The organism is Pseudomonas sp. M20 (assembly GCF_045037865.1).
GTDB lineage: Bacteria > Pseudomonadota > Gammaproteobacteria > Pseudomonadales > Pseudomonadaceae > Aquipseudomonas.
The window spans coordinates 2,572,557-2,596,531 of sequence record NZ_CP173611.1 but is presented as its reverse complement, the minus strand read 5'-3'; the positions used below and the strand labels follow the sequence as shown (position 1 = coordinate 2,596,531).

The following is a 23,975-nucleotide window of genomic DNA, read 5'->3' as shown; positions in this document are numbered from 1 at the left end:
CGCTTTCTGCCGTCGAACTCATCTCGGTGATGGCGGTAACGGTCTGATCGGTTTCCGAGGCGTGACGCAGCAGGATCTGGCTGGTGTTCGCCGAAGTGCGTTGCAGGTTATCGAGGCTCGAGGCCATGGCACCGGTAGCCTGGGTGACTTCGCCGATCATGTTTTGCAGGTAGGCAATAAAGGTGTTGACCGAATGACCGATAGCACCCAGTTCATCTTCGGCGCGAATGGTAATGCGGCGGGTCAGGTCGGCATCGCCGCTGGACAGCAAATCGATGTTGGCTTTCAACGCTTTCATGCGCTGCACCAACTGGCGAATCGCGTAGACCTGCAACAGCACCAGCAGGATCACCAGCGGAATCTGCAACAGGCTCAAGGTGCTGAGGACGTCATCACGCTGTGCGGTAAGCATTTTCGTCGGCAGGGCGCTGGCGAGGAACCACGGCGTGCCTTCAATCGGGCGCATGAAGAAGGTGCTGGCTTCACCGTTGTTGTCGAACTCGATGCGTTGTGCCTGATCGCGGTTCTGCAACGCGGCTTTGACCTGACTGGCGAAGGTCGACGTGCCAGCCAGTTCGTTGATGTTTTTCAGCACAATCGGGCCACTGATGCGCGAGCTGTTACTGATGATCTTGCCGTCGGCTTCGATGATCAGCATTTCGGCATTGAGGTCTTTCTCCTTGCGCGCCACCAGATCGTTGAAGAAGCCGAGGGTTACGTCGATGGTTGAAACACCCCAGGCGCTACCGTTTTTCTGGATGGCCATGGCGCAGTTGGTGCGCGGCTCGGCGCTGGCGTCATCTTTATACGCTGCCGCCCACGCGCATTGGCCGCGCGGTGTGGCCATGCCGCCCTTGTACCAGCTCTGATCGTAATAGTTGGGGGCCGCGTCGCTATTCCAGAAGGTGTTCACGGCGAGTTTGCCCGACGCGTCGCGGTGCCAGAACGTACTGAATTTGTTGCGCCCGGCCTCACGCTGCCCCGGCAGTGGCCAGATCCCGCCGCCGAACACCTTCAACTCGCCGTACTGATCAACCAAGCCTGGCAGCACCGTGTCGATGGCGGCGCTGTCGAGCAGCGGGATGGTCTGGGTGATGCTGCGCTGTTGCGCCTGCACTTTGTTCAACTCGCCCTGAATCTGCTCGGCCACTTCGGCGATGCGGTTGAGGACTACCTGTTCTTCGGTATGCCGCAGCTTGGGGGCGACCAGTTGGCTGATGCCGACCACGGTCAACACCGACAGCAGCAGGATGAACAGAACCAGAAACAGCGTATAGCGAGCCTGAATAGTGCGGAATGCGGGCATGGAGACCGGTCCTTGAGCAGCGTTTCTTATTAGGGGGCAGGGTTAAAACAGTGCGGGTATCCACAGCGTATCGTCGTTGCGACGGGAAGCTTTAGGTACTCACGTCCTAAAACATGCAGGTGCCGATGACTGGTCAGTATCAGGTTCGATACACAAACGCGTATCAGCCCGCCCCAGTGCGCGTAACCCCGATTTTCATTTCATTGTCATGACAGCTCTGGGTCAGGATTTGCGGGGTGTTTGGCTTTTGTATCGAGAATGTACAAGAATTGTAAAAAAGTTCAGAAAAAGGTTGGTGCCATCAGTTCGCCCGTCGATACTCGCGCCCATTAATGGTGCTTGGCACCTACATTTTCGTGGTCATTTCACAGGGAGTCTTCTCATGACGATCGGTATTGTCGGTGGTTGGGAGAGCAAGGCAGGGGTTCTGGTTCGTAACACCGGCGCAAAAAAACAGGTGGCCCAGAGCGTCAAGGTGCAGCAGATGCTGACCATGGTCGGCAACGATCCCAACGCACTGAATACTGCTGAAATGGACAAGCAGGGTTTGCGCAAGCAGATCAAGGGTTTTGATCCTGCGAATGTGTCGGTCAAACAACTGGGTAACCTGAGCGCGTTTCTGCGTGGCCGCGGGCTGATCTCCGAGATCACTTCGTTTACGTTGATGAACGCCGGTGACAAGTTCGACCGTTTCGGCGTGACGACCGATGTCGATGCGAAATTCAATGCGCTGGAATATTTCGCCACCCAACTCGATGCCATCCAGACCAACGGGCTCAATGGCAACGCCTACGGCAAGAACCTGATTCCCGAGTTCAAGAAAGCGATCTATGTTCTGCAGAACCTCAAGACCTACGGTGAAGGCAACGCCGCGAAACCGGCCGACGAGGGTGTCAAAGCCAAGGCTTGAGCCCCACCGGTGTAGCCCGTCCAACGCTTGAACGGGCTGGTCGAGGTAAAGACTTTTGGTTCAAGACAGCGGCGGCGCCTCGCTGGCGCTCGGGGCAATGTGTTGTTGCGCCTGATCATGCAGTCGCTGGATGTGCGGGCAGCGCAACTCCAGCGTACGCGGCTGATATCCACGATGAAACAACGCCAGCCATCCCGCGCAACGTTCATTCGGGGCAATCCCGGTGAAGACGAAACCCATCGCCGAGAGGCTTTCCACGGCACTGGCGAAACCCGTTGCCAGCCTGAGTCTGATCGAGATCATCCAGTGTTCGGGTAGTCGTCGTAGTTGCTGAAGCAAGCCGGCGTCGAGTTTTTTCAGTATCACGTCATAACGCCCTGAGCATTGTTCAACCTGCATCGACTCTCCCACCCAAAGCGCCTCTTTTTCCTGGGTCCCGTATATGCCGCACAAATGCGCCATGAAATCGTGGCAGCTTTGCGGCCAGGACAATGCCGGGAGCGGGCGGCGATAGCCTTCGACAGGGGTGTAGCCGATGACGATGGACTCCGGCAGTGGCTCGCCAAACGGTGAGGGTACGTAGTCGAGCAATAACCCGGTGCTGCAAAAACCGAGGCGGTCAGCCATGCGTTGTGTGTAGGGGTGCTGCGTCACCTGTTTGATGGTCACGCCGTGGCAACCGAGTGCCTGGGCATGGATCAACAGCCGCATGCCCAACTGCGTCGCAATGTTTTGCCCGCGTGTTGAAGGATGGACCACGCTCAACGCCAGTTCCGCCGTGCGCGTTCCCACATTTCTGCACAACGTGGCGTGGCCGAGAATTTTCTTCCCGGATTCCGCCACCAGTGAATGCCATCTACCATCGCCGTGGTTCTGGTTGATCATCAGCGGCATATACACGTGCGGCTGCACGTAATGGTCACCATAGGCTTCCCGGAACAGACGGCTGACCGCTGCGGCATCGGAGCGGCGATAGCTGCGCAGCGTCACGTTGTCCATGGGCGTTGCTCCGGACGTGGGGCGTTGTAGTCGCGAAGGTCGACGACTCGTTGGCGTTTGCCAGAGCGCGGATGGCGAGCGAGCTCATCGGCTGTGCAATGGGCGACCTGTAGCTCAAGTTGGCCATCAGCACAGAGTTGCGCGATCAGCGGATAATGTTCGATCAAGCCGTTTTGCAAGGCTGTACTGGCCTGAGTCGTCTCGGGTTTCAGCGCCTCGGGCACCCACTTCAGACACAAGATATCGACGTTTGCCGATTGGCTGATGACCAGTTGCCAGTCGTCGCTGACGGTATTGCGCTGAATGATTGTGTCGATGTCTTCGATCAGCAGGGTCAGGCTGCTGACTCGTACGCGCTGACTGCTCATGCTGCGACCCATCAGGGCAAATTTGCGCATGGGCGCCGTGGCCGGTTCTCGCCAGCAGGCGAGGTCACCCACGGGATAACGAATCAATGGCATAAGCCGACGAGTGAGGTTGGTGATCAGCAAACGCCCGGTGCGATCGCATTCTTCAATCACTTCACCGGTGTGCTCGTCGATGATTTCCAGCACGCTGTGGCTGGCCAGCATGCGGTGTTCGCCCAAGGCACAATCGCGGCTTGTGGCGCCGATGAACCCTGCGTCGACACTGGCGTAGCCGATGGAGGCGATCCGTGCGTTGGGGAACACTCGGTGCAACATCTGCAATTGCCCGGCGAACAGGCTTTCGCCGCCGTAAAGTACGCTTTCGACCTCGACCAGGGTTTGTCCCTGGCGCTCCAGCACGCTGGCGAAGGTCAGCAGTTGTGCAGGCACGCCGGCCAACACATTGATCCGGTGTTGGCGGATCGAGTCAGCCAGCACCGTAAAGTCGACGTCGCCGGTGAAGGGGTATTCGGTAATACCCGATGTTTCGTGCGCCAAGGCGTCGTGGATAAAGATGAAACTGGCATACAGATCGCCGACAAAAAACAGATTTGCAACCCGGTCTCCCGGATTGAGTTGGCTCGCCAGATGGCGCCCGAAGTCGCGCACAAGTGTCTGCCATTCCTCACGAGTGAATACCGAAAGCTTACCCGCGCTGGTTGTTCCACCAGTCTTGAACACCAGTGCGCGTTCGACCGTTGAAGTCAGTACTGGCCATTGATCGAAGTTATTGCTGCTGGCCCAGTATTGTTGCGGATCAATCGGCGGAAGTTCATCCAGTGTGCTGATCTGCGGCTTAACGCCTTGCCAATGTCTGGCGTAATAAGTTGAGTGCTGTCGGGCGAAGGCGAGCAACTTGTTCAGTTCAAGTGTGGTGTTCATGGTGTTCTCTTTAATTGTTCTGATAATGGACGATGTTTGGCCTTCAGCGGCGAGCGTCGACCACTGCCGGTATCTTTCCGCTGTGTCTGTTTCTGTCGAACTGTTGTGGCTCGCAGGTTTGCCCTTGCACGGTGAGCAGCCCGGTTCGCACGAGGGTCGCCAGCGTCACGTAGCCTTCCAGTCGGCGGAGGATGTCGGCGGGGGCAGCGGGGCTGCGAATCAGCAGGCGTTCGAGGCCATCAGGGGCGTGATCGAGATGTAACTGAAACGGTGCTTGCAGGTGTTTGGCGAGCTCGTTCAGGCAGATGAAATCGGTGCCGATACGCAGCAGTCTGCCGTGCCGTTGCAGCAACTCGAAACGCGGCGAACTCAGCCCGCACGGACAATCGCCGGGCAACCAGCGCCCCGTGTCGCCGACGTCATAACGCTGTACCTGCTGACCTTCGCGTGCTTTTGAGGTGAACAGTAAACGGCCGACTTCATTGCCAACGACAGGTACGTCCTCCTCCAGCGCAACGATTTCCAGATGCTGGATCGCGTCCATCAGATGAAACACACCATCGCCGGTCGCGGCGCAGGCATGCCCGAAGGGGCCGGCATCGACACTGCCGTACACCGCCGAGCGGATGCTGGCAACGCCACAGCGCTGCAACAGTTCGCGGCACTGATCACTGATGTGTTCACCGCCGAGAAAGACTTTTTCGATGGCGCCATAACGGCTCAGGCGCTGCTGTTCGTTGAGGAACAAACGATGCAGGGTGCTGGGCATGCCGATCAGCACGGTGACCTGTTGCTCGATAATGACTTGTGCAATATCGCGGTAGTCATCGTCGGCGGGAGCGCCCATTGGCAGGTGGCTGACACCCAGCGTTTCCAGCACTTTGGCAAAACTGAAGAAGCCGCCGTACAGACCCCCACTGAAGAACAGGTTCATCACCTTGTCACGGCTCGGATCGAGCCCCGCCGCAAACAACCCGTCGGCCGTTGCGCGCATTTGCCGTTGAAAATCGCGGTAGCTGTATCCCGCCAACGCTGGTGTGCCGCTGCTGCCGCCAGAGCGGAAAAACAGTTGCGCGGCTGCTGTTGTCGGTCGCGCGATAAACGCCTCTTTGTCGGTGATCGCCACGCCCGCCATCGTCGGTTTGCAAGGTGGCCGGTCGAGGGTCATGTGGGTGGACAACTGCGTCGCGGCGACGCTGACCGACACCCGCCGGCTCAGGCGTTGCAGTGCATAGACACCGTCGTGGGGTTCGCCATCGTAGCCATCATGGATTGCATCAATCGGCGCAATTCGGCTGACGCCGGCGGCAATCAATGTTCGCGACAATGCACCGATCTGCGCTTCGTTACACACCAGTGCGCAGCTCTGTAAAACATTGCGCCAAGGCAGCAGGTTTTGCGCCAGACGCGTACGTGGCAGGGGTTTGAGCAACACCGTGCGAAACAGCGGCGAGGGCGCAAGCAGCTGATCATGGCTCCAGATCACCCGCCATCCCGGTGCGCTCCAGACCTGCGCCGTCACCTCGGAAAAACTCTGGCTCAGGCGCGTCATCAGGGTGCGGGTAGTGATTTCGCTGGCCTCCTGAGCCGTCGGGATCAGTGCCGGCCATTGCCCGGCGCGGCGCTCGAACGCCTTGGCCAATTCGCCGCCGATTGCTTGTAGAACGGCGGGGTCGTCGCTATCGACCAACAACCATTGCGGGCTGGAGCAGGCTTGCTGATCCAGTCGGCAGACCTCATCGACCAGCGCGTCCAGCGCCTGTGGCGAGGCCGCGTCCGGCGTCAGGTAGGCAAAACTGATGCGGTGCCCCCAGTCGATCCAGCGACATCCGGGCGGCAACTGTTGGCGGATCGCGTGCAGCGCCGCTTCGCCACCCCATGCCGAAACACCGTTGGCCATTTTGCACAAACTGCCGATCTGAGCTGTCGCCACCGGCAACACAGCGACGTAATGGCGCAACTCACCACTTGGGTCGCATTGCACCAGGGTATGTAACAGGCGCGCCGTCAGGCCTTGGTCACTGCTGCTGGGCCGTAGCCAGTTGATGTTGCCGGCCAAGAGACTTTCAATCATTGCGCAGCACGCCAGCAGCGGCGCGTTGGCCGGCGTGACGTGGACCACCAGGCCGAGCGGACTCCAGCGCTCAAAACGCGATTGCCGATAATCGACACGTCGCAACGATTCAGCCTGATCGCCGAGTTCGCGCTCAAGCTTGAGTTGCAAGGCGTGAGGCTGACAGAAGGCGATCAGCGCCTGGCGTTGTTCATCGTCCAGCGGCAGTTCGGCGTTGTGCAATTGCTGCGCAAACTGTGCGGCGGCGCTTAGTACGGTGGCGTTGTCCAGCGGTGTAGAGAGGTGTTGCGGCAAAGTCTGATGCAGCAGCGCCAGTGCATTGTCGAGGTCGACGTCTGCTAGCAGTTCTCCGTTGATCAGGTACATGTCAGTGCCCCCCCAGCAATTCGGAAGCGGCCATCGCACAGCTTCTACTGGCCGTGGTGCCTGCGCGACCTTGCAGTTCGAACCAGTCACTGGCGAGGCCGCAATCACAACTCGACCCGGGATGCAGCGTCGCCAGATCGCTCATGACCACCGCGTGCGCGGGGCTGGACGAGATGTAGGGGGAGACGAATCCCAGCAAGCCTTGCTGACCGTAGGGCTGGATGGAAAAATCCTGCGGATTGCGCACGTAAGCCTTGGCGTAAACGGGGACATGAAAATGATGCTGGGCACATTCGATGTAGGGCACCGCATGCTCGACGGCGCCGTAACCGTCGCGGCACTGCGACAGTTCGATGCCCAGTTGCCGGACGATACGCCCATACAGTTGTTGTTTTGGAATTTCCTTGCTCGCGAGGGTTTTCCAGCCACCGCCGAAAAACACCAATGAATCACTTGGCAGTTTCAGCGCAGGCACGCCGGTGGCCTGCATCTGCTGCAAGGTCTGCCAAAGAAACGCCGGGAAGCCGAAAATGCGCACAGGCAGGCCTTCTTCGGCGAACGATTGCAGAGCCGCGATGACCCCGAACACATCGAACTGGTGGCCATCGCCGTTGCAACGCAAGGCGTAGACAACTCGGTTGACGGGCGCAAAGCGGCAGAGAAATTGGTCGGTGAAGGACGTCCCCAGTGTGATCGCTCCCTGCGGTTCGTAGCTCAGCAGCAAGTAGTTGCACGGCGTCTGCGCTGAATGCCAACCGTAATGACTAAAGATTCGCTCGACCATGAACTGCGCGGCCGACAGACTGCGCGGGTCATAGCGCATGCGGCTTTTTTGGCCACTGGTGCCGGACGATGTCAGTTCCAGGGCATTCTCTGCGGTGGGGCTGAGCAGCATTTGCTGCTTGAAAAAATTGGCCAGAATCGGCGGGAGCCGGGACCAGTCATCGAGGCTGTCCAGATCCTTCACATCGAGGCCGTTGGCGTTCAGCCAATGTTCATAGCCGGGAGTGTGCTGGCAATGAAAGCGACTGATCTCGGTCATGGCCTGATCGAACAGGCCTGCTGGCACGGAAGCCGGGCAATAGGGGTGTGGCAATGCGCAAAGCGCATCGCTGGCGGGGAACTGATTCATTCAATACTCCTTTATTGAGTAGAGGCGGAGTCGGGATGTTTGCGTTGCAACAAGCCGTGCAACAGGGGCAGGCACATCAGGCCACTGAAGGCGGCGCAGAGTGCGAAGAGTTCGAGTTGGGTGCCGCCGCCGATGGCGGCAATCAGGGAGCCGCCGAGCCCCATCACCGCAATCGAAATCATGCCGGCCAGCGCCGAAACCAACCCCTTGCTGTCGTCGCTGGCAAACAGCGCCAACCGATACAGCGCAGCGTTGCTCATTCCCAGCCCGACCGCGTACAGCCCCAGACTGGCAACCACTGCGCCCAGTCCGGCACCTGACAGCGCGCAGGCGATCAATGCCATAAGACCCAGACCAAAAGGCCAGAGCGCCAACCGGATCAACCGGGACAAAGAATGCGTGTCCAGCAAGCGGTCGAGGATCAGATTGCCGGTGATAACGGCAGAAAAAACCGGAATCTGCCACAAGGCATATTCCAGCGGCGTCAGCCCGAGCAGCTGGATCAGCAGCAACGGTGCCAGGCCGATCCAGGCGATCAGCGGCAGGCTCATGAGCCCCAGTGCAAGACTGGCAGCGAGGAAGCGACGATTACTCAAGAGGGCTCGGTAGCGCTGACCGGTCTGGCGCCAGGAAAAACGTACGGCGGCCTGCACTTGCCCATCGTGGCGAGTGACCCCGACCGTTTCCGGCATGCAGACGAAAAGCCCCAGCCAGACCATTGATGCGGCAAAACCCAAGCCCAGAAACAGTTCGCGCCAAGACAGCCACTGCAGCAAGACAATGCCCAGTAGCGGCCCCATCAGCGGTGAAAGCAGCGCGATATTGCCGAGCAGCGCCATCAAGCGCACCGCATCGGCCTCGCAGAATACTTCCTGAAGGGCGGGATAACTGACCGCGACCACGAAACCCAGGCCCATGCCTTGCAACAGTCGCAGCAGATTGAAGGTTTCAATGTTCTGAGTGGCAAATGCACTTGCGCAGGCCACCGCAAACAATGCGCAGCCGATCAACAGTACCCGCCGCCGGCCCCATTGATCGGACAGCGGCCCAATCAGCCATTGCAGGCAGACTCCGCCGATCAGATACAAGTTGAACGCGTTTGGAACATGTCGTACATCGGCCTGAAGTTCTGTTGTCACACCCAACATGGCTGGCATGATCAAGTCACTTGCCATATACGTCAGAAGTTCAAAAGCGCTCAGTGCCAAACAAAATCCGAGTACTTGCCGTGGCCCGATCGCTATAAGTGTTCTCTGCATAAACGTCCCTGTCAGTAAGTGGGAGAAAGTTGGCAGAGACTAGTTGCAGAGGCTTGTGTCACCTATTCTTTTGCTGCGACATTAGATTTCAAATGCTTGCAACTTGTTTAGCAAGTCCGCTTTGCTTGTCAGGCAAGTTTCAACTGCGCGCCAGAAGCCGTCGGCAAAAAACAGAAAAGCCCGCAACAGGGCGGGCTTTGTTTGAAGTTGATCGGGCTTGTTGATTTCCTGCCTCAATCTGTTTGTGGGTAAGCGGGCAGGGCGAACAATCCTGTTCTAGCGATGTTGGTAATAACCAGGGCCACCCTGGTAATAACGGTGGTGATCGTCATGCCAGCCGCCGTGGGGGAAGATGATGCAGCCACTCAGGGTCAGCAGGGCAAGAACGGGAATCAGCCAGGTGATTCGACGCAGCATTTTGAAAATTCCTCATGGTTACGCCGTCATGAAGCCAAAACTCTTCATCGGCTGTAACATGAGACCCCGATTGCAGCGGCGCATCCCCGTAGAACGGTATGTGCATGGCATGCAAACGGATACAAAACGGATACATTTCAACGTTTCAGGAAGCCGTAATGACCCACAAGCAACGCTTGATTTATTCGATTCTGATCGCCGTGTCGGTCCTGGCCATCATGCTTGGTCTGTCCTGGCTGCAAAACGCCGGCATGATTTCGGAGAAGACTTTCCAGTTCGTCGCCATCGGTGTGGCGGTGATCGTGGTCGTCATCAACGGCGTCATGCGCCGCAAGGTCAAGCCTTGACGGCGTTTGCCGCACGCTTCAATCGTTGTTGAGGACTGCCGCAGCCTGTGGATGCAGGCTGTAGCTCTTGTCTTCATTGAAGGTGATCACCCCTTCGGCGCACAGACGCTTTAGCACTTCGCGCACACTGAGGAATGACAGCGGAATATCCAGGTCCAGCAATTGGCTGTGGACGCCGCGCACGCCCAGACGCCGCTCGCTTTGTGCGGCGACCAGCAGGGCATCAATGACTTTCAGACGAATCAGGCTGGTGCGCAGCCCGAAACTTTTCAGCAGCAAGCGGATGCGTTCGTTACCGTGACGCTCGACGCGTTGCCCGAAATCGCTCGCGTGGGGGCTCATGGAAACTCCTTTGGGTGCCTGGCTACCGTCCGTTGGTAGTTGCGAGTTGTACATGCGATTACTCCTTTTCAGAGCCTGATCGGGGAGGGTTTTTTTGCTCTCTCTAAACAAGACGTTTCAGCACGACAAATCATGAAAGAAAAAATGTAGAAAATTTGTCGGGGGTTTGTCTTTTTCTTGTGATTGCGGGTTGGAATTGGGTTGGCCTTGGCGGCCTTTGGGCCGACCATGCTGTTGGGTTTTGGGGGAATATCCGTTGCTGCGGGTGTTGCCGCTGGCGGTTTCGCTCTTACAGCGAGTCCCTTTGGCAAACGCCCCAAAGGAACCAAAGGTCTGGGCCCCGGCGTTCGGCCCTCGCCGTGGCTCGGGTTCCTTCGTTACGGGATCTATCCGGGGGCATCGCCTACGGTTTGCTTCGCTGCACCTCCTCTCGATGCATTTGACTTCGTCGAACGGTCGCTGCGCTCCCACCCCCGGATAAATCCCTCCACTCAGCCTGCCGAAGGGGCCAGCACGGCAAGATCAAAAGCTGCAGCCGAGCTAACGCTCATCCTGTTGAGTGGTGAGGAGCGGGGAGGGTGTAGTTTTTGATTTGTTTCTGGGTTCGAGTGCGGCTCGGTTTTTTATGTAGGCGCAGCTTCCCCAATCACCTCGGTCAGTTCCCTCTCCCTCCGGGAGAGGGCTAGGGTAGGGGCTTTTGATTTGCTTCCGAATTTGAGTGCGGCTCGGTATTTCATGTCGCTGTATCTCTCGCCATCACCTCGGTCAGTTCCCTCTCCCTCCGGGAGAGGGCTAGGGTGAGGGGCTTTTGATTTGCTCCGAATTCGAGTGCGGCTCGGTATTTCATGTCGCGGTATCTCTCGCAATCACCTCGGTCAGTTCCCTCTCCCTCCGGGAGAGGGCTAGGGTGAGGGGCTTTTGATTTGCTCCGAATTCGAGTGCGGCTCGGTATTTCATGTCGCGGTATCTCTCGCAATCACCTCGGTCAGTTCCCTCTCCCTCCGGGAGAGGGTTAGGGTGAGGGGCTTTTGATTTGCTCCGAATTCGAGTGCGGCTCGGTTTTTTATGTAGGCGCAGCTTCCCCAATCACCTCGGTCAGTTCCCTCTCCCTCCGGGAGAGGGCTAGGGTGAGGGGCTTTTGATTTGCTCCGAATTCGAGTGCGGCTCGGTATTTCATGTCGGTGTATCTCTCGCCATCACCTCGGTCAGTTCCCTCTCCCTCCGGGAGAGGGCTAGGGTGAGGGGCTTTTGATTTGCTCCGAATTCGAGTGCGGCTCGGTATTTCATGTCGCGGTATCTCTCGCAATCACCTCGGTCAGTTCCCTCTCCCTCCGGGAGAGGGCCAGGGTGAGGGGCTTTTGATTTGCTCCGAATTCGAGTGCGGCTCGGTATTTCATGTCGGTGTATCTCTCGCCATCACCTCGGTCAGTTCCCTCTCCCTCCGGGAGAGGGCTAGGGTGAGGGGCTTTTGATTCTGCTTTGGGGGGTTGCGTGGAGAGCCTAAATTTTTTCCTCTGACTTCGTTTCTTCGACAGGCTCATTGCGCGTGGACGCGTGGGTGTTTCCAGGGTGGGTCCGCGTCAGCGCCGGACCCGCTCTTTGGCATGTCGATCAGGAGCGAGCGTGATTATTTCCAGACAGTTAACGGGATTGAAGCAGCTGCAAGCTTCGAGCTTCGAGCGGCAAGTTGAAAACTTCGGTTCGAATGTCAAATATGGCTTTTGCTCGAAGCTTGTCGCTCGCAGCTTGCAACTTACAGTGGCCAGCACGGTTTTTGGTCTGAGTTGTTCAGCCCATGCGTTTAGCCCGGCCACGGATGTCAGCGCCGATATTCGCCGCACTGCTTTTGGCGTGCCGCATATCCGCGCGCAAGACGAGCGCGGGCTGGGTTTTGGCATCGGCTATGCCTATGCGCAGGACAATCTGTGCCTGTTGGCCAACGAGATCGTGACGGTCAACGGCCAGCGTTCACGTTACTTCGGCCCGGATCAGTTCACCGTCGAACAGCGCGAAAACCGTGTCAGCGATGTGTTTTTTACCTGGCTCAACACTCCCGAAGCGGTCAAGGCATTCTGGCAGGCGCAACCTGTGCAGGTGCGTGATCTGGTCGAAGGCTATACCGCCGGTTACAACCGTTATCTGGCCGAGCGCCGCCAGCAGGGCTTGCCGCAACAGTGTCACGGCGAATGGGTGCGTGAGATCGCACCGGAAGATCTGGTGAAGCTGACCCGCCGTCTGTTGGTCGAGGGCGGCGTCGGGCAGTTTGCCGAGGCTTTGGCCGGCGCCACTCCGCCGCAAGCGACAGCCGGGATCGAACACAACGTGCAGGCCTATCAGTTGGCCGATGCACGTCAGCAGCGTTTTGCCCTGGACCGTGGCAGTAACGCTGTCGCGGTGGGCAGCGAGCGCTCGTTCAACGGGCGCGGGATGTTGCTGGCCAACCCGCACTTCCCTTGGGTTGGCGGCATGCGCTTTTATCAGATGCACCTGACCATTCCGGGCAAGCTCGACGTCATGGGCGCTGCCTTGCCAGGCCTGCCGATGATCAATATCGGCTTCAATCAGCACCTGGCCTGGACGCACACGGTCGATTCATCGAAACATTTCACACTCTATCGTCTGCAACTCGATCCGAAGGATTCCACGCGCTATCTGCTCGATGGCAAATCTCTGCCATTGAACAAGCAGACCGTCACCGTGCAGGTGAAACAGGCCGACGGGCAAGTGGTGCCGGTCTCGCGTGATGTCTACAGCTCACAATTCGGGCCGATTGTGCAATGGCCGGGCAAGCTCGACTGGGACAACCAGTTCGCCTACAGCTTGCGCGACGCCAATATCGACAATGATCGGGTGCTGAACCAGTGGTACACGATGAATCAGGCGTCCACACTTTCGGAGCTGCAGGATTCGGTGCACAAGATTCAGGGTATTCCGTGGGTCAACACCCTGGCCGTCGATGACAAGGGCCAGACGCTGTACATGAACCTGTCGGTGGTGCCAAACGTCAACGCCGAGAAGCTGGCCAAGTGCAGCGACCCGCGTATCGGCACACAAATGATCGTGCTGGACGGTTCCAACAGTGCGTGCGCATGGGACATCGACCCGCAAGCTGCACAGAAAGGCATTTATGCCTCCAGCCAACTGCCGCAACTGCTGCGCAAGGATTTCGTCCAGCACTCCAATGACTCGGCATGGCTGGCCAACCCGGCGCAACCGCTAACCGGTTTCTCGCCGTTGATCAGTCAGGATGGCCAGCCGCTGGGCTTGCGCGCCCGGTTTGCTCTGGATCGTTTGAGCACGCTGAGCAAGAAAGGGCCGTTGGCGGTGAAGGATCTGCAGCAGATGGTGATGGACGATCAGGTGTATCTGGCGACGCAAGTGGTGCCGGATCTACTGAAGTTCTGTGCTGCTGACCTTGGCGCCGATGCTCAGGCCCTTAAACCGGTTTGCGTCAGCCTCAAGGCCTGGGATGGCCGGGCCAATCTCGATTCGGGTGTGGGCCTGGTGCACTTCCAGAACATCATGCAAGCGTTGCAGGCTTCGCCGGATGTCTGGCGCGTGGCGTTCGATCCCAAGGATGCGCAACACACTCCGCGTGGCCTGGCCGTCGAGCAGCCGGCGGTGGCCAAGGCATTGCGTGAGGCCATGCTGGCGTCGGTCGAATCGACTACAAAAATGGGTCTCAAGCCGCAAACCCGCTGGGGTGATATCCAGGTGGTCAGCAGTGGCGGGCAACAGACGCCGATTCACGGCGGGCCGGCTACCCTGGGAATCTACAACGCCATCCAGAGCGTGCCCCGTGAGGACGGTAAACTCGAAGTGGTCAGTGGCACCAGCTACCTGCAAGTCGTGACCTTTGACGACAAGGGCCCGCACGCCCAAGGGCTGCTGGCGTTCTCGCTGTCGAGCGATCCTGCGTCGAAGTATTCGCGGGACCAGACCGAGGCGTTCTCGAAGAAGCAGTGGAGTGTATTGCCGTTCACCGAACAGCAGATTCAGGCTGATCCGCAGTATCAGGTGCAGACTGTTCGTGAGACGTTGGACAAGGCGGGGAACGTTGCCGCTCAATAAACCCGAGCGTTAGTGGCGACGAGCCTGAAGGCCGCATCCTGCAAGGGTTGCGGCCTTCAGCTTTTTGGCGGCTGTTGCGGTATCGAGTTGATCACCGGGTTACCTTCCTTGTTGCGGCTCAGGTAGACCGGGAGCACCTTGGGCAGGCTGTTGGCGAGGTTGTTCAGCTCTTTGATGTTGTAGATGCCACCCACGCGAATCGAACCGGTGCTGTTATCAGCCAGTTCGAGTGGATTGCTCAGATAACGGTTGATCAGTGGCAGTGCTTCGCTCAGCGCGAGGTTATCCAACACCAGTTTGCCGTTGCGCCAAGCCAATGAACTGTCATCGGAGTAGGTCTGGCTGATCTGCGGCATGTAATCGCCTTGCTTGTAGCGCGCCTGCATCGACGGGCCGAGGCGCAAGCCGTCACCTGGCAATGAACGATTGCTGGTGACCAGCACCGAACCTTCGATCAGGTTCACGCGCACCTGGTCCTGATACATCCAGACGTTGAACCGTGTTCCCGTGACCCGAATATTGCCTTCGCCTGCGCGGACGACAAACGGGTGGGCCATGTCGTGACTGACCGTAAAGAACGCTTCACCTTTTTTCAGGGTGACGCGGCGTTCGTCCTTGTAATTGCTGAAGGTCAGATCGGTGTTCAGGTTCAGTTCGATCTGGCTGCCGTCACTCAGTGTGACCTGCCGGACATTATCGGTGGCGGCGAAATGCTCATAGCTGTCGGGCAGCCAACCCAGGTTCCAGCCAGTGTAAGCGGCCAGGGGCAGGGCGAGCGCACAGACACTGGCTGCAATAGCAAATTGACGCCATGAGCGCGAAGGTCGCGGGGCTGGCACGACTGACGCAGATTCCGGACGAGGCAAGTGTTCCGCCACGTCCCAGATTTCCAGCATGGCTTCATATTCGAACGCATGCAGTGGATGTGCGTCGTGCCATTGCTTGAATGCGCGATGCTCTTCGTCCGTGCAGTCGGCGGCGTGCACACGCATGCACCAATGCGCAGCGGCATCGGTGATCGCATCGTATTCGGCTTCCGAGAGGGTGTCTTGGGTCATTGACTCGTCCTGATTTCGCACATTCTAACCTTGTCGGGAAGTGGCCGAGAACATCCGTCATGGCATTTACCCATCAAATTGGAACTTATTTTTCGCTCCGGCACCCAAAAAGCAGGACGCTTATGAACACTATCCACAAATGGAGTGAAAAAATGATCAAAAAGACATTCGCAGCGTTAATTGCCACCGCCAGTTTGCTCAGCGCTGGTGCCGCGTTGGCCGATCGGCCGGGTGCGGGCTGGATCACCATCGAAAAAGCCATCGAGACCATCAAGACCAAGGCCGGTTATGTCGAGGTTTATGAGATCGAGGCCGACAACAACGGCTACTGGAAGGGCGAGGGGCGCAAGGCTGATGGCGTTGTCTACGAGTTCCGCATCGACGGCGCGTCGGGCAATATACTGCGGGATCAGAAAGACTGATCAACGCGCCCGCCGCTGATTGGCAAAAGGCGCAGGTTTCGACCTGCGCCTTTTTTTTGCGCCTGTTTCAGGGCAGCGGCACCGGGTCAAGTTGCCGGCCCATTTCGCAGACCAAACGGGCAATCGAATCAGCGTTGCGCAAGATCACGTCGATACGAACATCGGGTGAACCCTGATCCAGAAACGCATCCCGAGCCTTCTCCATATCAGGGCTGCGGGTCAATGTGAGGATTTCCTTGCCGAGGTCCTCGCCCCCCACAAACTGATCCAGGTCTACGAAGGAATCTTCTTGCCTGCTCCATCGCGCAAACAGTTCATCGCGAGGCGTTGTGATGGACAGGGCATCGGCCTGGAACCGCACCAGTTCGTCCTGAATGGCCCGCCCATATGAGGTGAGGGTGGTGATCAGGTCGTGAAACGGTCGGCGCGCCTCCAGCGAAGCGATATCTTCAGCGTTGGAAAACTGATGGGCAAACTCGTGGATGAGTGTCGCCGCTTGGGCATGGCCATCAATGTTGAAATCGGCAGGCATGACCGGTTTGTACCCATCGAGTTGCGGGTGAAAGAAGTTCTCGGTGAAATGCACTTTTTTCTGGTCGTCGTTGTTCAGCACAAACGCAATGATCGAGGAAAAATAGGTGTTGGAGCCGACCACGAAGCGTTCGGTATTCATCAGGTCATCGTCAGGGTCCACCAACGCCTTGCAGATGGGCACGATCGCTGTGTTGAGTTTGCTCAGCAGGTTCAGATCAACCTGGGGAACACCGAAAAACACCCTGAGAAAGCCGTCCAGCCGCGTACCGGGTACGTTGGCTTTCAGTTGCGCGAGGTTATGCAGGCAGTTGAAAGCATAAAAACGGGCGAGGTCGACGGCGTGCTGGATAACACGGGCCTTATGCGGATAATTGCGCCGGATTTCGTTCATGCCCATCGCCTCGATATTGATCAGGGCACGGCGATCCTGATTCACACTGTAGCGTTTGTACAAGGTCGACATGGCTTTGCCGTAATGCACCGCATGGCGGTCGGGCGCCAGCAAAAGTCGCGATCCCACCTGGGTCAATGACGGGCCGGCGATGCCGTCATTGACCATCTGCCACATGGCGCCTGGCTGTTTTATCTGCACAACCTTGCCATCAACGGCGGTGTAAGTACGCCTGCTGACCGGGTCTTCGAAAGTGCCTTTTTTAGTCTGGCGCTTGAGGTCTTCCAGTGCCACGGCGGGCGTTTCAAAGGTCTGCAGTTCAGTGCGCCAGGGCGAAGTGATCTTCAGCTGCGACCAGGCAGCGGGCGCTGGCGCGGGCGGCTTGGAGGTCGTGTCGATAATGTCGCTCTCTTCAGGCGGGGACGCGGTAGTCGTCGCTGCAGCAGTGGCTTCCGTGGACTCGATACTCAGCCGCCCCAGGCTGATCATCTGGATGGCACCTTCGATAAACGACTTCAACGCGCGAGACCAGTGATGATCCTGCAGGTTTTCCGCCGAATCCTTGAACGCTTTGTAGGCCTGCCATAGAAATGTTACGTACGAAATTTTGCCCGGCAGCAGCCCTGCGGTTACCTGGAAACCTCGACTGAACAGGTGCTTCGCAGCCTCCCAGTCGGCTTGTGCATGGCTCTTCAACTGACAGGCGAGCAACTGGGGCAGGAGCTTGAGATTGTCCGCGTAGAACCTGTGCAGGAGATTGCCGGTGATGGCGTTGCTCGACACAGTCATCTCACTGGTTTCACCCTCGCTCGATTGCAATAACCCTGTAAACACCGATTGCTGCGCGGCCGGCAGTCGGCGAATCAGCAGATCCTGAAAGACGCCCGGGGTGTTTACCGCGGCGATAAGGCTGGCCTCGTCAGTGAATTCTCGTAGCACCTGATCGGCATACGGCGCGTACAGCACCAGTGGCCCTGGATGGCCCTTGCCGGGGCCGATCACGTACAGACCCAGGGTTTGCACCGCGCTGGCGCCGGCGGTTTTGATCAGTGACAAAGGCGAGACGATGGCATGGGCGCCCTCAACCGCGGCACGTGCGATGCCGTCCGGCATGTCGAGCACCTGACAGAGTTGATCGAACGCACCACTCGACAACTGTTGTTGTAGCTTCAGTTCATGGGCGTGCTGCAGCAATTGCCAAGGCAACTGGCGAAAGAAACGCTGTTGGCGTTCGTCGGCCTCGGCGTGGCCAGCCGACAGCGCGGCGGTCACGGCGTTGGCGTAGGTCGTCGGTATATCCAGTGACAGCAACAGTTGCCGTACCGCGTTTTGATCGAGATCAGGCGGCAACGCTTTCGCGGTTTTCGAGATGACCGAGAAGCCTGTGCCTTGGGCGATGTTGACGTGGTTAAGGGCAAATTCGCTCAGCATGCGGGCGGGACCCGCCAAAGCCAGGTTGGGAATGATCTCGATGTCCTGCGGGTCGAGTTGCTGCCCGGGAAATCGTCCATCGAGGAGCGTTTTCAGCGTTTTGTTGACGTAGTCGGGCAGGGCGGTCAGGCCGCTGAGGTAATCCTTGTGGTCGACGACGCTGTGACGCCATTGCTCCAGCAGTTCGAGGTGCATTTGCTGCTCTTCGACTTGCGCCATGCCGAGCCAGGCGGGAAGTGACTGCTGTTGATTGATCGCCTTGGCGAGGTCGATGCCGCGCAGCAGGTTGGTAGCAATAGGCGTTTTTTTCAGACCATTGAGTGTCGGAGTCAGTCCGGACTGGTCTTTGAACCACTCGCGCGCCCGATCGCAACGCGCAAGGAAGTGCTCAATGCCGGATTGCACGCGGTTGTGCAGCACATTGTCTTCGATCAGGCGCAACGCGCCCAAGGTGTAGTCCTGATGGAACAGCCAGTCCTCGGGGGCCAGGTTTTCCAGCAGCGACAAGCGTCCGACACTGTCCTTCAGGCGTCGCTCCAGTGCCCGTCGCGCACGAGTAACTCTCGGGAAAACTTCCAGCCCCTGAGCGGGTGTCCACACAATCGCCCGACCTGAATGCACGTCGTCAAGACCACCGCGCTCGGTCAGCAAGACACAGTGAGCCAGTGGCAGCGGCGCCTGGGTCTTGGGGTGCTGCACTGTGAGCGACCAGGCGTCAGGGCGAAAGCCATTGAGTGAACGCCGAGTGTCACGGCGCGGTTGATCAGGATGGAACACGGTATCGACAATGGCCTGCGCAGCCGTGTCGAGCGAGCCACTGAGCACTCGTAGCGCGGCTTCCCCTGTGACGCCGACAAACAGTGAGTGGGCGAGTTTGTCCTTCATGTTTTCAAGAAAGCGCCGTTGCAACGTCGGCGTCACCAACGGCTGGCTTCTGAACATGCCCGTGAGCAAGGCATCGATTCCCGAAAAGGACCGAATCACCTCTTCTGCCTTGTGGGCGAGCACCACGGACGGCTGCTGGACGCCGGCCAGTACCGGCCGGGTCGACCAGCGTTCGCCGGCGTCCAGTTCCAGCAAGCGCTCATGAACCATCGCGCGGATGTCCAAGGCCTTGTCGAAAAGAGCATGGATATCCACGGTGCCATCGCTTTGCCGGAACACTTGCGTGGCGTAGGCAATGTTTTGCCGCTGCTTGGTGATGATGGCTTCGAACAATACTTTGAAGGTCTCGCCACCGATGTTTTCTCCGGTGACATGCGGGTGGTCGAAGCCGACGAAGCGTTTGCGCTCTTCGAGGTTCAGCAGCCCATACAGCTCATCCTCGTGACCGGGGGCGCGGAATTTGCTCAACACGGTGTTTTTCAGATCCAGATAATCGTGCAGGACTTGCAGGCCCATGGTCGGCGTGTAGAGGCACGCGTTGGCTTGAGTGATCATCAACGATCCCGCGAGTTCGACGTAATTGGGCTCGTACTCCCACAAGCGCACGTTCTCGATGGTCGGGCGGCGTGCCGGCACCGCTGTGGGTTTGATGATGTGATGCAATATGGCGAACTGCGTGGCGTCGATGATCCCGCTTTCGCGTTTGATCAACAGTTCGGCGCGAGCCTGTTCCTCCAGTACCTGACTGAAAAAAGCGCGGCGCGCGGATCCCGCGATGGCCGGCGAGCTCCAGTATTTTTCCATTTCGCCAAACAGCAGCACCTGGAGTTTTTCCGAGGCTTGCTTGAGCGCGTTTTCCCATAGCGCCTGATCGCCGGCAAACGCTGCGCGCCCGGGGTTGGAGAATTCGTGCAACTGCTCGGCAGGCCATTGCGGGTGCCGATAAAACATCAGCAGTGCTTCGCTCAAACTCATGGAGGCGTGCCAATGCTTGTTCGCTACCGCCGTGGAGCGGGTGTCGCCGGCAGACGCATCGGTATAGAAATTCACCCGGGTGAGGGCCTGGCGGACGTTGGGAAAGTCCTCGCGCAACAGATTATCGAGGATTGTTTCCAGCAGGGACGAGAGCGATGGCAGTTGCTTCAGTTCGCCAAGTACAGCCTCGGCATTGAGGCGCTGGGCGGCGCGAACAACTTCGATCTGGGTGTCGAAAATATCGCCGTCGAGGGTTTCGTAGGTCAGGGTAATGCCACTCTGTTCGGCGACGTTTCTGCGCTCGGATAACGCGAGAAACGCCAGAATGTCATCCTCTTCATCGGCTTTGTTCACGCGTATTTCGAGCAAGGTTTTAAGGGTTTTCAGGTCTTCGTATTGTTTGATGCCCTCGTAGGGCGTGTAGAGAATCGCTCGTTTGTCCTCTGCGTTTTCACTGAGGATAAAACTGCCCGCCAATGTGACGGGGGCCAGTTTGCCGGCTTTGAGGCGGATACGTTGGGCATGCATCGGCGGGGATTGTTTGCTGCGCATCGCATGGGTGGCCAGTTTGATATGGGCGAGCCATTTGAAGGCCGCCTCGTCGAGGCCGTGGGTTTTGCGCAGCGATGGCCACAAGCCGGGCGAATTCAAGGTTTCGGAGAAAAACAGGGGGGACGCCGGTTCAGACATGATCAAGCCTCGGTAGGGCGCGCGTGTTCGGCACGCAAGTGAGGCCCAGCCTACAAAGCACAGGTGCTGCGTCGGTGGTAGATAGTTATCGCACTGGCGGCGAAGTTTGCTGATCTCACGGCCAAGGGTTGACAGGCAGTTGTCAGGGCATGGTTAATCGGCGAGCAAGTCGTCCGTACGCTGTTGTTCCCTCCAATAATCATTCTGGAGCTTCAGATGTCTGCGCCACACGATCAGGTGTCCTCTGCTGTCTCGTCCTCGTTATCCCTCGAAGCGCTGACGCAATTGCTTGAAACGATTTTCCTGCGCCACGGTACCTCCGCCGACGTCGCGCAAGTACTGGCCGCCAACTGCGCCGGGGCCGAGCGCGACGGCGCCCACAGCCATGGCGTGTTCCGCATGCCCGGGTATGTCTCGACCCTCAAGAGCGGCTGGGCCAACGGCCAAGCGGTGCCACACGTCGAAGATGTCGCGTCGGGATTTGTCCGTGTCGATGCCGGCAACGGTTTCGCTCAACCGGCACTTGCCGCCGCCCGGCCGTTGTTGGTGGAGAAGGCGCGCAACGCCGGGATTGCCGTGTTGGCGATTCGCAACTCTCACCACTTCGCCGCACTGTGGCCGGACGTCGAGCCATTTGCCGATGAAGGTCTGGTGGCGCTCAGCGTGGTCAACAGCATGACCTGCGTGGTGCCCCACGGCGCCGACCGGCCGCTGTTCGGCACCAACCCGATCGCGTTCGCCGCGCCACGGGCCGGTGCGGCGCCGATTGTCTTCGACCTCGCCACCAGTGCGATCGCCCATGGCGACGTGCAGATTGCTGCGCGCAAAGGTGAGCGGCTGCCGGCCGGGATGGGCGTGGACAGCCTCGGTCAACCGACTCAGGATCCCAAGGCGATTCTTGAGGGCGGGGCGTTGTTGCCGTTTGGCGGCCATAAAGGCTCGGCGCTGTCGATGATGGTCGAACTGTTGGCCGCAGCGCTGACCGGGGGGAATTTTTCTTTCGAGTTCGACTGGTCCAATCATCCTGGGGCGAAAACGCCGTGGACCGGGCAATTGTTGATCGTCATCGACCCGAGCAAAGCCGCCGGGCAGAGTTTTGCCGAGCGCAGTGGGGAATTGGTGCGGCAGATGCACGGCGTCGGGCTCAAGCGTTTGCCGGGGGATCGTCGGCATTGGCAGCGCAGCAAGTCGCTGGCGGAGGGGATTGTGCTGGATGGGCAGACATTGGCGCAGTTGCGTGAGTTGGCGGGGGTGTGAGCGAAGAGCAAAGGCCCCTCACCCTTACCCTCTCCCGGAGGGAGAGGGGACTGACCGCGGTGAATGGGCGAGGTACGCCGACGTGGGATACCGAGCTGAATTCAGGATTTGAACAGCAAAAATCAGGCAGGCATAAAAAAGGCGAACCCAGTGGGTTCGCCTTTTTGTTTGCGTTTGACTCAGCGACGGCCGAGCAGCAAACCGACCACCAGACCGAAACCGGCGGAGATCGCCACGGTCTGCCATGGATGACCGCCAATGTAGCTTTCGGTGGCATCGACTGCCGGTTTGGTGCGGTCACGTACACTCGAGACCGAATCCAGTGCCTGCTGCAGTTTCAGGGCGATTTGTCCGCGCAGCGTTTCCGCTTCTTCGCCGACCAGTGAGGCGCTGCTCTTGAGCAGTTTGTCGGACTCTTGAATCAGAGCCTGAAGTTCGCTGAAGGCCTGATCCTTGATTTGATCTTCGGCGGCTTGCACGGCGGATTTGCGGGCCATTGGGTGACTCCTTGCAGTTGAATGGACAGTGATCAATGGAGTGTGGCGCTTGCTGAAAAGTTGCACTGAATTTAGGCCAGAAAGAAAAACCTGCGCGGGAGATTTCCGTCGAGCGTGTAAGATGTCGCCATTTTACGCAGCAGGATAATTCCCCATGAGTTTCAATCTGGCCGACAAATCCCTCGCAGAGCGCGCTGCGCTGGAAGACGAGAAATCCCGTCTGTTCGAACTCTGGCAGAACAATCTGGGCAAAGCCAAAGGCGAAGCCGCGCGTTTGTTCGGCGAGCGCGGCAAGCGCAAAGGCAAATGGGCCGAGTGGGTCCGCGCGGAACTGGACGGCATGTCGCCGCCGGAGTTCGCCAACATGGTGCGCAGTGAAGTCAATCGCCTGATGGCCGCCAACAAGTAACGCCTCAACTGAACGTCGCGGCAATCGCTTCACGCACTTTGACCACCACCGGATCGATCTGCGTGCTGGTGCGCCAGCCCAGTTCGATCGGATAGCGCGGCAACTTCAGCGGGCAGGGCAGCAGCGCCAGACCGCTGAGTGCTGCGATGCTTTCGGCGGCATGCGCCGGAATCGTCGCCACCGCCCGGCTGCCCTTGAGCAGATACGGCAACGCGGCGAAATGCGTGGTCGAGGCGCACACCCGTCGACTCAGGCCCAGCGCCGCCAAGCCCTCATCGGTGATCCCGATAAAACCGCCGGACGACACCAGGATGTGCTCGCGGGCGACGAATGCCTCAAGATCAATCAACTGCTGACCGGGCGCAAGGCTCGCTGGATCGACCAGACACGCATATCCACCTTCGCCCAACACCTGACGGCTGAGCAAACGCTCGGCAAAGCCACCAGCAGTGATTGCCAGGTCGATACTGCGCTCCATCAGCGCGCGGGCGACGATCTGGCTGTGGGTCTGACGAAAGATCAGGCGCAGCTTCGGCGCACTGCGGGCAATTTCCTCGATCAGGCGGCGACCGTAGGCAATCTCGAAGTCATCCGACAGCCCGACTGTGACCGAACGGCCCTCGTATTGGTTGGCCGCCGGGTCGACCATTGCCAGGCTCTGCCGGCATTTGTTCAGCGCTTCGCTGACCACCGGTTTCAATTGATTGGCCTGGAGCGTCGGCGCCAGTCCGCGGCCGGTGCGCACGAACAACTGATCGCCGTAGACCTCGCGCAACCGGCGCAGCGCCGCACTGACCGCCGATTGCGTGACGCCCAGACGCAACGCTGCGCGGCTGGCGCTGGATTCTTCATGCAGGGCTTCAAAGACTTTCAGCAGATTGAGGTCGACGGTGGCGATATTCATATGGCTCATA

At 58.7% G+C, this 23,975-nt stretch carries 17 protein-coding genes and 1 pseudogene; 6 read left to right on the top strand and 12 right to left on the bottom strand.

Translation table 11 applies throughout. From position 1 onward, the window contains the following. Positions 1 to 175: 175 nt before the first annotated feature. Positions 176 to 1,306, bottom strand: a pseudogene (locus ACI514_RS11610) (cache domain-containing protein); the annotation flags it as partial. Positions 1,307 to 1,688: 382 nt separating this feature from the next. Between ACI514_RS11610 and ACI514_RS11605 the strand changes: the two are divergent. Beyond that, positions 1,689 to 2,216, top strand: coding sequence for a hypothetical protein (locus ACI514_RS11605; RefSeq protein ID WP_160057720.1), 528 nt, complete (start codon positions 1,689 to 1,691; stop codon positions 2,214 to 2,216). A 60-nt stretch (positions 2,217 to 2,276) separates the two neighbouring features. On the opposite strand, the gene ACI514_RS11600 is transcribed toward ACI514_RS11605, so the two are convergent. The 6 genes from ACI514_RS11600 to ACI514_RS11575 form a co-directional block, all read right to left on the bottom strand. After that, the gene (locus ACI514_RS11600) at positions 2,277 to 3,215 is read right to left on the bottom strand and encodes a GNAT family N-acetyltransferase (RefSeq protein ID WP_160057721.1); all 939 of its coding nucleotides are present in this window, start codon (positions 3,213 to 3,215) and stop codon (positions 2,277 to 2,279) included. Beyond that, complete coding sequence (locus ACI514_RS11595) at positions 3,203 to 4,504, bottom strand: phenylacetate--CoA ligase family protein (protein ID WP_160057722.1); 1,302 nt, start codon at positions 4,502 to 4,504, stop codon at positions 3,203 to 3,205. The genes ACI514_RS11600 and ACI514_RS11595 overlap by 13 nt, the downstream gene beginning before the upstream one ends. A 43-nt stretch (positions 4,505 to 4,547) precedes the next feature. Next, positions 4,548 to 6,944 (bottom strand): acyl-CoA reductase, encoded by a 2,397-nt coding sequence (locus ACI514_RS11590; protein WP_160057723.1) that lies wholly within the window; start codon positions 6,942 to 6,944, stop codon positions 4,548 to 4,550. A gap of 1 nt (position 6,945) precedes the next feature. Further along, the gene (locus ACI514_RS11585; protein WP_160057724.1) at positions 6,946 to 8,076 is read right to left on the bottom strand and encodes an acyl-protein synthase; all 1,131 of its coding nucleotides are present in this window, start codon (positions 8,074 to 8,076) and stop codon (positions 6,946 to 6,948) included. Between the two features lie 11 nt (positions 8,077 to 8,087). Further along, a complete protein-coding gene (locus ACI514_RS11580; protein ID WP_160057725.1) occupies positions 8,088 to 9,335 on the bottom strand; it encodes an MFS transporter in 1,248 nt (415 codons plus the stop codon). A 276-nt stretch (positions 9,336 to 9,611) separates the two neighbouring features. After that, positions 9,612 to 9,752, bottom strand: a complete 141-nt coding sequence (locus ACI514_RS11575) for a hypothetical protein (RefSeq protein ID WP_007918111.1) — start codon at positions 9,750 to 9,752, stop codon at positions 9,612 to 9,614. A gap of 158 nt (positions 9,753 to 9,910) precedes the next feature. On the opposite strand from ACI514_RS11575, the gene ACI514_RS11570 reads away from it, so the two are divergent. Then, positions 9,911 to 10,099 (top strand): hypothetical protein, encoded by a 189-nt coding sequence (locus tag ACI514_RS11570; RefSeq protein WP_038363103.1) that lies wholly within the window; start codon positions 9,911 to 9,913, stop codon positions 10,097 to 10,099. An 18-nt stretch (positions 10,100 to 10,117) separates the two neighbouring features. On the opposite strand, the gene ACI514_RS11565 is transcribed toward ACI514_RS11570, so the two are convergent. Continuing rightward, positions 10,118 to 10,495 (bottom strand): fe2+ zn2+ uptake regulation protein, encoded by a 378-nt coding sequence (locus ACI514_RS11565; RefSeq protein WP_077572726.1) that lies wholly within the window; start codon positions 10,493 to 10,495, stop codon positions 10,118 to 10,120. 1,704 nt (positions 10,496 to 12,199) lie between these two features. On the opposite strand from ACI514_RS11565, the gene ACI514_RS11560 reads away from it, so the two are divergent. Continuing rightward, the gene (locus tag ACI514_RS11560; protein WP_405123854.1) at positions 12,200 to 14,512 is read left to right on the top strand and encodes an acylase; all 2,313 of its coding nucleotides are present in this window, start codon (positions 12,200 to 12,202) and stop codon (positions 14,510 to 14,512) included. Positions 14,513 to 14,568: 56 nt separating this feature from the next. On the opposite strand, the gene ACI514_RS11555 is transcribed toward ACI514_RS11560, so the two are convergent. Continuing rightward, complete coding sequence (locus tag ACI514_RS11555; protein ID WP_405123853.1) at positions 14,569 to 15,570, bottom strand: FecR family protein; 1,002 nt, start codon at positions 15,568 to 15,570, stop codon at positions 14,569 to 14,571. 152 nt (positions 15,571 to 15,722) lie between these two features. Here ACI514_RS11555 and ACI514_RS11550 point away from each other — a divergent pair, with 152 nt between their 5' ends. After that, positions 15,723 to 15,992 (top strand): PepSY domain-containing protein, encoded by a 270-nt coding sequence (locus ACI514_RS11550; RefSeq protein WP_160057727.1) that lies wholly within the window; start codon positions 15,723 to 15,725, stop codon positions 15,990 to 15,992. Between the two features lie 67 nt (positions 15,993 to 16,059). Here ACI514_RS11550 and ACI514_RS11545 read toward each other — a convergent pair whose 3' ends face one another. After that, positions 16,060 to 20,898 (bottom strand): dermonecrotic toxin domain-containing protein, encoded by a 4,839-nt coding sequence (locus ACI514_RS11545; RefSeq protein ID WP_405123852.1) that lies wholly within the window; start codon positions 20,896 to 20,898, stop codon positions 16,060 to 16,062. A gap of 216 nt (positions 20,899 to 21,114) precedes the next feature. Here ACI514_RS11545 and ACI514_RS11540 point away from each other — a divergent pair, with 216 nt between their 5' ends. Next, positions 21,115 to 22,155 (top strand): Ldh family oxidoreductase, encoded by a 1,041-nt coding sequence (locus ACI514_RS11540; protein ID WP_160057729.1) that lies wholly within the window; start codon positions 21,115 to 21,117, stop codon positions 22,153 to 22,155. Positions 22,156 to 22,334: 179 nt separating this feature from the next. Here ACI514_RS11540 and ACI514_RS11535 read toward each other — a convergent pair whose 3' ends face one another. Further along, the gene (locus ACI514_RS11535) at positions 22,335 to 22,652 is read right to left on the bottom strand and encodes a YqjD family protein (protein ID WP_007917413.1); all 318 of its coding nucleotides are present in this window, start codon (positions 22,650 to 22,652) and stop codon (positions 22,335 to 22,337) included. Positions 22,653 to 22,806: 154 nt separating this feature from the next. Here ACI514_RS11535 and ACI514_RS11530 point away from each other — a divergent pair, with 154 nt between their 5' ends. Beyond that, positions 22,807 to 23,061, top strand: coding sequence for a hypothetical protein (locus tag ACI514_RS11530; protein WP_007917411.1), 255 nt, complete (start codon positions 22,807 to 22,809; stop codon positions 23,059 to 23,061). A gap of 4 nt (positions 23,062 to 23,065) precedes the next feature. On the opposite strand, the gene ACI514_RS11525 is transcribed toward ACI514_RS11530, so the two are convergent. Beyond that, entirely contained in the window at positions 23,066 to 23,974 is a 909-nt protein-coding gene (locus tag ACI514_RS11525; RefSeq protein ID WP_160057730.1) for a LysR family transcriptional regulator, read from the bottom strand. Position 23,975: the final 1 nt, after the last annotated feature.